The sequence below is a fragment of the Streptomyces sp. NPDC041129 genome, assembly GCF_055592265.1.
This window is the reverse complement of the sequence record NZ_JBVIYV010000009.1, coordinates 314148-323327: the sequence shown is the minus strand read 5'-3', so window position 1 is coordinate 323327 and position 9180 is coordinate 314148. Positions and strand designations below refer to the sequence as shown.

The following is a 9180-nucleotide window of genomic DNA, read 5'->3' as shown; positions in this document are numbered from 1 at the left end:
CCCCAGCCCCAGCATCCCGGCATGCCCAACCCCCCGGCCCAGCCCGGCGGTTACGGCTTCCCCCAGCCCGGACAGCAGCAGGCCCCCACCGGCCCCACCCCGCCCGGCGGCTACGGCTTCCCCCAGCCCGGACAGCCCCAGCCGAACGCGACCACGCCCCAGCCCCAGCATCCCGGCATGCCCAACCCCCCGGCCCAGCCCGGCGGTTACGGCTTCCCCCAGCCCGGACAGCAGCAGGCCCCCACCGGCCCCATCCCGCCCGGCGGCTACGGCTTCCCCCAGCCCGGACAGCCCCGGCCGAACGCGCAGAACCCGGAGGCCGGTGCGGCGGGACCGGCCGCGCAGCCTGCCGCCGATCCCCGGGCCGGTGCCGCCTGGCCGCAGCCGATCCAGCATGACCAGCGGCAGCCGACCAACCCGGGTGCCGCGCCGCTGGGTTACACCGCGGCCGTGGAGCTGTCCTCGGACCGGCTGCTCAACAACAAGCGGCAGAAGGCGAAGAGCGGCCGGCCCGCCGCCGCCGGGTCCCGTTTCAAGCTGGGCGGGAAGAAGGAGGAGGCCGAGCGGCAGCGGAAGCTGGACCTGATCCGCACGCCGGTGCTGTCCTGCTACCGGATCGCGGTCATCAGCCTCAAGGGCGGCGTCGGCAAGACGACCACCACCACCGCCCTCGGCTCGACCCTCGCCTCCGAGCGGCAGGACAAGATCCTCGCGATCGACGCGAACCCGGACGCCGGCACGCTCGGCCGCCGGGTGCGCCGGGAGACCGGGGCCACCATCCGCGACCTGGTCCAGGCGATCCCGTACCTGAACTCGTACATGGACATCCGGCGGTTCACGTCGCAGGCGCCCTCCGGTCTGGAGATCATCGCCAACGACGTCGACCCGGCCGTCTCGACCACGTTCAACGACGAGGACTACCGGCGCGCCATCGACGTACTGGGCAGGCAGTACCCGGTGATCCTCACCGACTCGGGCACGGGCCTGCTCTACAGCGCGATGCGCGGCGTGCTCGATCTCGCCGACCAGCTCATCATCATCTCGACGCCGTCCGTCGACGGGGCCAGCAGCGCCAGCACCACGCTGGACTGGCTGTCCGCGCACGGGTACGCCGACCTGGTCTCCCGGTCGATCACGGTCATCTCCGGGGTGCGCGAGACCGGCAAGATGATCAAGGTCGAGGACATCGTGTCGCACTTCGAGACCCGCTGCCGCGGGGTGATCGTGGTGCCCTTCGACGAGCATCTGGCCGCCGGTGCAGAGGTCGACCTCGACATGATGCGGCCGAAGGTGCGGGAGGCGTACTTCAACCTCGCGGCCATGATCGCCGAGGACTTCGTGCGGCACCAGCAGATGCACGGTCTGTGGACCAACGACGGCAACCCGCCGCCGGTGGCCGCCCCGCCGATGCCCGGCCAGCCGATGCCGGCCCAGCCGTACCCCGGTCAGCCGATGCCCGGCCAGCCGTATCCGGGTCAGCCCATGGCGGACCAGCCGTACCCCGGTCAGCCGTATCCGGGCCAGCCCCACCAGGGCCAGCCCTATCCGCCGCAGCCGGGCCAGCCGTACGCGCCGCAGCAGCAGCCCTACCCGCCCCAGCCGGGCCAGGCACAGCCGGGCCAGGCACAGCCGGGCCAGGCACAGCCGGGCCAGGCGCAGCCGGGCCAGGCGCAGCCGGGCCAGGCGCAGCCGTACCCCGAGCAGCAGGCACAGCCGGGCCTGCCCCACCAGCAGGGCGCCCCCGCCCAGCCCTACCCGCCGCAGGGCCAGCCTCCGCAGGCTCCGCCGCAGCAGTAGCCCCCGGCCCGGGGGACGGTACGACGAAGGGCGGCCGGTGCGCATCGCACCGGCCGCCCTTCCATGTCGTGAGGGCCTACGCCTCCGCGGCCACGATCTCCCGGCACCGCTTCACGTCGTCGGCCATCTGCTCCAGCAGCGCCTCGAGCGACTCGAACTTCGCCTGGCCGCGGACGTAGGCGACGAAGTCGACGGCGACGTGCAGGCCGTACAGGTCGAGGCCGACGCGGTCGATGGCGTACGCCTCCACCGTGCGCTCGGTGCCGTCGAACTGCGGGTTGGTGCCGACCGAGATCGCGGCCGGCATGATCTCGCCCTGCGCGTGCAGATAACCGGCGTACACGCCGTCGGCCGGGATCGCGGTGTGCGGGAGCGTCTCCACGTTGGCCGTGGGGAAGCCCATCTCACGGCCGCGCTGAGCGCCGCGCACCACCACGCCCTCCACGCGGTGCGGACGTCCCAGGATCTCGTGGGCGCCGGTCACATCGCCCTCGGCGACCAGGCGCCGGGTCAGGGTCGAGGAGAACGGCTCGCCGCCGCCCGCCTCGCCGGTGACGTACAGGTCGACGACCTCGACCTCGAAGTCGTAGATCTCGCCCTGCTCGGTGAGGAACCGGACGTCGCCGGCGGCCTTGTGGCCGAAGCGGAAGTTCGGGCCCTCGACGACCGCCTTGGCGTGCAGCTTGTCGACCAGGACCTTGACCACGAACTCGGCGGGCGACAGCTTCGAGAACTCGGTCGTGAAGGGCAGGATCAGGACCGCGTCGACGCCCAGCTCCGTCATCAGCTCGGCCCGGCGGTGGTGCGGGGCGAGCAGCGGCGGGTGGCTGCCGGGGCGGACCACCTCGCTGGGGTGCGGGTCGAAGGTGACGACGACGGCCGGGACACCCAGCTCGCGGGCGCGATCGACGGCGTGCTTGATGATCAGCTGGTGGCCGCGGTGGACGCCGTCGTAGGAACCGATGGTGACGACGCTGCGCCCCCAGTCCTGGGGGATGTCCTCCAAGCCACGCCAGCGCTGCACTGTGACCGCTCCTCGAACCCTTGTCCGTGTCTACCGTTGACCTCTTGTGCAGGTCTAAGGGTGCCATGCCGGGTGCCCGGCGCTCGCATCGGCATGGAGGCTGTGACCGGGCGCACGTTCCCCGGCGGCTCAGGCCGGTACGCGGACGCCGGCCAGGTTCGCGATCATGCGGTGGGCGCTGGGACCGACCAGCGCGGCCCAGTCGTCGGGGGCCTCGTTCAGCCAGCGGGCCATCCGGGCGGCGAAGCCGGGCGCGTGCCGGGCCAGGTCGACGAGGGCGCAGTCGAAGCGGGTGGCGCCGTCGGGGGTGCGGACGAGGAGGAGGCCGGTGCGGTGGACCAGTGCGCGCAGCTCCGTCTCCCGGCCGTCCCCGTGCGGGACCGCGGCGTACAGGACGGCGTCCAGGACGGCCGGCTCCCGCTCATGAGCGAGCAGGAGGTCCAGCAGCTCGCGCCGCAGGGGCCGGGACGCGGGTGCTCCGGGGGCGGCGAGGACGGTGGCGAGGGCCGTCCTGACCTCCTCGGAGCCGTCGTCGAGCAGTCCGGTGACCAGGGGCAGCAGGACGGGGCGGGCGGCGGGGCCCCGGTCCAGGCAGCGGTCGACGTAGTCGGCCGCGGGTCGGGCCAGCTCCGGGCGGGTCTCCACCGCGTCCTGGACCAGGGCGGCGATCCGGCCGGCGGAGGCACGGGGGGTGGCGTCGGCGAGCGTGCGCAGGGTCTCCCCGGCGTCCGGGCCGCCAGCGGCGCTCAGGCGGGCGCGGAACGCCTCCAGGACCAGCTCGGCATGGGTGTTCAGCGCCGGGACGAGGGCGCCGGGCGGGAGCAGTGGATCGCCGTCGGCGAAGTGGCGCAGGGCCTCGGTCAGGTGCCGCTCGCGGGTCTCGGGGTCGCGGACCAGAAGGGCGAGGGCGCCGCCGTGCAGGGAGCGGTCGGCGGGGCGGGCGAGCAGGGCGAGGGCGGCGTAGCGCAGCAGCTCCCGGTCGGCCGCCGAGTGGGCGTGGGGGGCCGTGCGGAGCCCGGAGACGACGGCCGCGGCGCGGCGGGCGGCGCGCTCGTCGTGCGCCCAGCGGTCGACGGCCCGGCAGACCGCCGAGGGCTCGTCCTCGGCGAGGACGGCGAGCAGCTCGTCGGCGCGCGGGTGCTCACTGGTCACGAGCACCTCGGTGAGGTCGTCCAGAGCTCCGTGCCGATGGGTGTGCAGCAGTGCCTGAGCGGCGGTCGCCACGGTGGCGTCCGGGGTCGCCGGCAGCGGCCGTTCGTCGTCGAACCAGCCGGTCAGGTACGGCTGTACGACGCCGGGCCGGGCGGCCAGCAGGCGGGCCACGGCGTCGAGGTGGCGCCCGCCCGCGTCGGCCGGCTCCGGTGGCGCGGCGTCCGCCAGGACCAGCTCGCGCAGCAACGAGAGGCGTTCCTCGACCGGGACGGGAAGTGCGGTCCAGAAGGCGGGCCCGAACTCGGCCGGTACGGGGCGCTGTTCGCGGCGCCAGGTGACGATGTGGTCGGCGAGGACGCGCAGCACCCCGGTGTACGGCGCCGCGTCCGGGACCGCCAGCAGCGTACGGGCGAGGAGACGCGCGGGCCACCAGGAACTCGGCTCCATGTCCAGGGCGTCCGTCAACTCACGCATTCGCAGCGCGAGTTCGCGGTGACCCTGCTGACGGGCGAGGAGGAGCAGGGCCTGGACCACCGGCCCGACGCGGTGGTGCGGCAGGGGCGCGTGATGCGGGCCCCGCGGGGTGCGGGGGCGGTGGACGAGGGCGTCGAGGGCCTCGTCCAGGTCGAGGTGCAGGCCGTGGATCCAGTCGGCCAGTTCCTCGTGGGCGAAGCGGTAGCCGTCGCCGGCCGGGACCAGGAGGCCTTCGGCGAGGACGGCGGAGGCCCAGCCGGAGCCGCCGCCCAGCCGGGCCGGGGCGGGCCCCCATGGGAACAACGCCTCGAAGGACTCCCGGTCCAGCTCGCCCTGTCCGGTGCCGAGGCTGCGCCGGGCGGCCTCGTGCACCTGTCCGGCCACCCGGGCGGCGAGCCGCCGTACGGCCGTGCCGCGCAGGCCGTTCTCGGCGGCGAGGCGGACCGCGACGCGCAGGCACATCAGGTCCAGGTGGGCGGCGAAGACCTCGTGCCGGTCGACGGGAGCGGTGGGCGGGGCGTCGTCCGCAAGGGCGGCCCGGACCTCGGAGAGCAGGCGCAGGGTGAGCGGGTGCCTGGCGTCGGGGCCGATGAGGACTCCGTCGGGGATGCGGTAGCGGGCACGGGCCTCGCGGGCCTCCTCCCGGGTGAGATCGTCGATCCGCACGCATGGCGGCGGGCATCCGGCGTCCGTCACCGTGGGCACGTGCAGCAGGGCGGCGGGGAACTCGGCCCCGGCGCGCTCCCAGTACTCCTCCCGGCAGGCCACCATCATCCGCGCCCCGGTCTCCCCCAGCCACTCCGCCGTCCCCCTGATCCACTCGGGCAGTCGGCGGGCGAGGGCGGGCGGCATCTCCTCCGGTCCGTCGAGCAGGAGCAGCAGCGGGCGGCCGGCCCGCCGCGCGAGTCCGGCCACCCGATCGGGGGTGAGGCCGGCGGTGTCGGCGGGCGGCGCGGACGGGCCGGCGGCGACGATGCGCGCGGCGCGCGCAAGGGCGCGGCGCACGGCGTCGGCCACGGACTCGTCGGTGCCGTCGAGGTCGGCGCCACGCAGCCACAGGGTGGGGGCGGGCCGCTCGGCGCCGTGGCGGCGGGCGGCAAGGGCCCCCAGTTCCGTCGTACGGCCGCTGCCCGGGGCGCCGACGAGGGCGAGCACGGCGCGGCCGGCGACGGCCTCACCGTCGGCGAAGCCATCGGCGAAGGCACTCAACTCGCTTGCCGCTCGCACTCGTTCGACCGGTCGCACCGGAGTGAGGCCGGCCGACCCGGTGTACCCGGCCAGGGCACCGGGCGGACCGTCCTGGCCCACCGAGGTGGCGGTAAGTTCGAGGACTCCGGCCAGGTTGAGGTCGGCGCCGTGGGCGGGCACGGTCGCCGCGTTGCGGGCGAGCAGTTCGGCGAGGGGGCCCTCGGCGGCCGGTCGCAGGGGCACCGCGAACCCGGTGTCGCGCCGGTCGGAGTGCAGGGCGGTGCCGAGCACGGCGAGCACCGCGCCGGTCCCGGCGTCGAGCACCGGTCCCCCGGCCGCGCCACCACCGAGTCGGAGCGCGTCCTGGCCCGCCGTTCCGATGGCCAGTTCCAGGGCGTCGTCGATGAGGTGGAAGCGGTCGGTGGCGGTGTAGGTCACCTGGGTGGCGGCCAGTACCCGTGCCTCGCGCCAGCAGCCGGCGGCGACGCGGACGTAGGCGCCGGCCTCGACACGTTCGCGAACCGTCAGCGGCAGCGGCGCCACGTCCAGCCCCTCGGTACGGACCAGGGCCAGGCCGAGCTCGGGCAACGCGGTGACGGCCTCGGTGCCGACCAGGCAGGTGCGCTGCCCGGCGGCGTGCAGTACGAGACGCCCGAGCCCGTCGACGGCCTCGTGGCTGGTGAGGAGGGTGCCTTGATGATCGGCCAGAAAGCCCGTCCCCCGGGGCCGCCCGGCCAGATCACGAATCTGCACGAGCCCGTCGAGCCCGGCCCGGTCCGCGCCGTCGCCACGGCCGGCGCCAACGGCCCGACCCGCGACAGCGATCCGGCTCCGGTCACCGGCCCGGCTTGCATCACCGACCCCGCTCGGCCCGCCGCTCCCCCTCGGGCCGCCGCCCGGCACCGGTCCGCCGGCACGCCCCGGATCACCGGACCCGCCCGGACCGCAAGTCCCCCTCGCCCCGCCGCCCGGCGCCGGTCCGCCGGTACGCCCCGAATCAGCAGACGCGCCCCGACCGCCGGTACCCCTCGGCCGGTCTGCCGGCTCCGGCACGCCTGCACGCCACGAGGCGCCGGTCTCGCCTGGAAAGACGGCCGAGCCCGAGTCGCCGGTCCCACCCGGTGCGCCGGCACCACTGAGGTCTCCGGTCCGGTCCTGGACCGCGGCACCGCTCGGGTCGCCACTCCCACCCGGAACAGCGATCCGGCTCACGTCAGCGCACCGGCCCGCATCACCGGGCCCGCCCGGCTCGGCGACACCGCCGCAGTCCACGGTCCGGCCCTGGACGGCGGGCCGGCTCAGGTCGTGGGCTTCACACGGGGCGGCGATCCAGCCCGGGAGGCCGACCCAGCTCGCTCTGACGGTCTGCCGCGGGACCCCGCCGCCTGAGCCGGAGGCCACGCCAGAGGGCTCGTCCGGGATCGGACCGGCCGGGACGGCGGGCCCGCTCGGGTTGCCGCCCCTGTGGTCCGGGAGCTCCGGGTGACTCCCGGACCGGGCGGGGGCGCAGACGTCGGTGGGTTCTGGCTCTTCGTCCCGTGCCGCCATGGCCGTGCCCTCCCCGCCCGTACACGCGTGCCTCGTCTTCGACGGTAGGCGGGGGATGATCAGCGGGACAGTTCGCGGGGCGAAAGCGCCCCCTTCCGCTCCCCCGGTTCACTCCGAGCGCCTGCCCGGTCGGGTGAATGAGCGGGGGCCGCTGGATACACCCTAGGGGTGGGGGAACCGAGGGGGGACCGTGGAGCGGCGGCAGTGGCAGTACCCCGTGGCCGCCGCTCCACGGGCAGGCTCGCGCGCCGGCCGGACGCCGGGTTCCGGTCAGCCGAAGACGGCCAGGCTCTTCGCCTTGCCCTTGTGCTCCTCGACGAGGGCGAGGAATCGGCCCTCGAGGTCGAACACGGCGACGGGACCGGCGCCCGCGTACTCCTCGGGCATCTCCAGGCGGACGCCGTTGAGCAGGAGCCGGGCGCGCCGGACGTCCACCTGCCAGCGTGGGAACGCCGCTGTGGCCGCCTCGGCGACGGGCATCACGGTCAGCTCCTGCTGGAGCTGGTCCAGCGTCTTCGCGGAGTCGATCTTGTACGGGCCGACGCGCGTCCTGCGCAGCGCGGTGAGGTGGCCGCCGACGCCCAGGTCGGCGCCCAGGTCGCGGGCGAGGGCGCGGATGTACGTGCCGGACGAGCAGACCACCGAGACGACCAGGTCGAGCACGTTGGTGCCGTCCTCGGCGACGGCGTCCCGGACGTCGTACACCGCGAAGGAGGACACGGTGACCGGACGGGCCGGGATCTCGAACTCCTCGCCCTCCCGGGCCCGCTTGTACGACCGCACGCCGTTGATCTTGATGGCGCTGACCTTGGACGGCACCTGCATGATGTCGCCGGTCAGCTTGGCGATGCCGGCGTCGATGGCGTCCCGGGTCACCTTGGAGGCGTCCGTGGTGGAGGTGATCTCCCCCTCGGCGTCGTCGGTGAGCGTGTTCTGCCCCAGGCGGATGGTGCCCAGGTACTCCTTCTCGGTCAGCGCGAGGTGCCCGAGGAGCTTGGTGGCGCGCTCGACGCCGAGGACCAGGACTCCGGTGGCCATCGGGTCGAGGGTGCCGGCGTGGCCAACCCGGCGGGTCCGGGCGATGCCGCGCATCTTGGCGACCACGTCGTGCGAAGTGAAGCCCGACGGCTTGTCGACGATGACAAGGCCGTCGGGCGTGGTGTGCTTGTGGGTCATTCCGCGGCGTCGCCGTCCGTCTGGGCGCTCTCGTCCTCGCCCGGCTTGCGGTACGGGTCGGCGCCGCCCGCGTACGCCGCGCCCGCCGAGGCCTCGCGGACCTTCGCGTCGGACTGCCGGGCCTTGTCGAGGAGGTCCTCGATGGTCCGGGCGGTGTCCGGGAGGGCGTCCGCGACGAAGGTGAGGGTCGGCGTGAACTTCACACCGGCCGCGCGGCCGACCTCGGAGCGCAGGATGCCCTTGGCGCTCTCCAGGCCGGCGGCCGCGGCCTGCCGCTGCTCGTCGTCCCCGTAGACCGTGTAGAAGACGGTCGCCTCCCGCAGGTCACCCGTGACCCGGGTGTCCGTGATGGTGACGTGCGAGCCGAGCCGCGGGTCCTTGATCCCGCGCTGCAGCTTCTGGGCCACCACCTCCCGGATGAGGTCCGCCAGCCTTTTCGCCCGCGCGTTGTCGGCCACTGGTCCGTCTCCCGTTCTTTCTTCTTCTAGCGTTCTGTGGGTCTGGTCGTCGTCAGTCGTCTTCGCCGTGGAGGCGCCGTCTCACGGACAGCAGTTCCACTTCGGGGCGGCCGGCGACCAGCCGTTCGCACCGGTCCAGTACGTCACTGAGGTGCGCCGTGTCGCCTGAGACCATGGCCATGCCGATGATCGCTCGCCGGTGGAGGTCCATGTGGTCCACCTCGGCCGCGCTCACCGCGTACTTCCGCTGGAGTTCGGCGACGATCGGGCGGACGACGGAGCGCTTCTCCTTCAGCGAGTGGACGTCGCCGAGGAGCAGGTCGAAGGACAGAGTCCCCACGTACATGTGTGTAACCGGTTCAC

Annotated in this window: 6 protein-coding genes; 1 reads left to right on the top strand and 5 read right to left on the bottom strand. The window is 74.5% G+C overall.

The window, feature by feature from the left end; translation table 11 throughout:
- Window positions 1–1797 (top strand): MinD/ParA family ATP-binding protein (locus ACZ6B1_RS27125; protein ID WP_468782514.1); only part of this gene is annotated, 1797 nt, incomplete at its 5' end.
- Between the two features lie 76 nt (window positions 1798–1873).
- Here ACZ6B1_RS27125 and ACZ6B1_RS27120 read toward each other — a convergent pair.
- The 5 genes from ACZ6B1_RS27120 to ACZ6B1_RS27100 form a co-directional block, all read right to left on the bottom strand.
- The gene (locus ACZ6B1_RS27120; RefSeq protein ID WP_468782512.1) at window positions 1874–2821 is read right to left on the bottom strand and encodes a bifunctional riboflavin kinase/FAD synthetase; all 948 of its coding nucleotides are present in this window, start codon (window positions 2819–2821) and stop codon (window positions 1874–1876) included.
- A 129-nt stretch (window positions 2822–2950) separates the two neighbouring features.
- Entirely contained in the window at window positions 2951–6388 is a 3438-nt protein-coding gene (locus ACZ6B1_RS27115) for a trypsin-like peptidase domain-containing protein (protein WP_468782510.1), read from the bottom strand.
- Between the two features lie 1065 nt (window positions 6389–7453).
- Window positions 7454–8359: a tRNA pseudouridine(55) synthase TruB gene (truB, locus tag ACZ6B1_RS27110; RefSeq protein WP_468782508.1), complete on the bottom strand. Its 906-nt coding sequence runs from the start codon at window positions 8357–8359 to the stop codon at window positions 7454–7456.
- Entirely contained in the window at window positions 8356–8817 is a 462-nt protein-coding gene (gene rbfA, locus ACZ6B1_RS27105) for a 30S ribosome-binding factor RbfA (protein ID WP_468782506.1), read from the bottom strand. The genes truB and rbfA overlap by 4 nt, the downstream gene beginning before the upstream one ends.
- Before the next feature lie 52 nt (window positions 8818–8869).
- Window positions 8870–9163 carry a DUF503 domain-containing protein gene (locus ACZ6B1_RS27100; protein WP_250399774.1) on the bottom strand — a complete coding sequence of 98 codons (294 nt, stop codon included), beginning with the start codon at window positions 9161–9163 and terminating at the stop codon, window positions 8870–8872.
- Window positions 9164–9180: the final 17 nt, after the last annotated feature.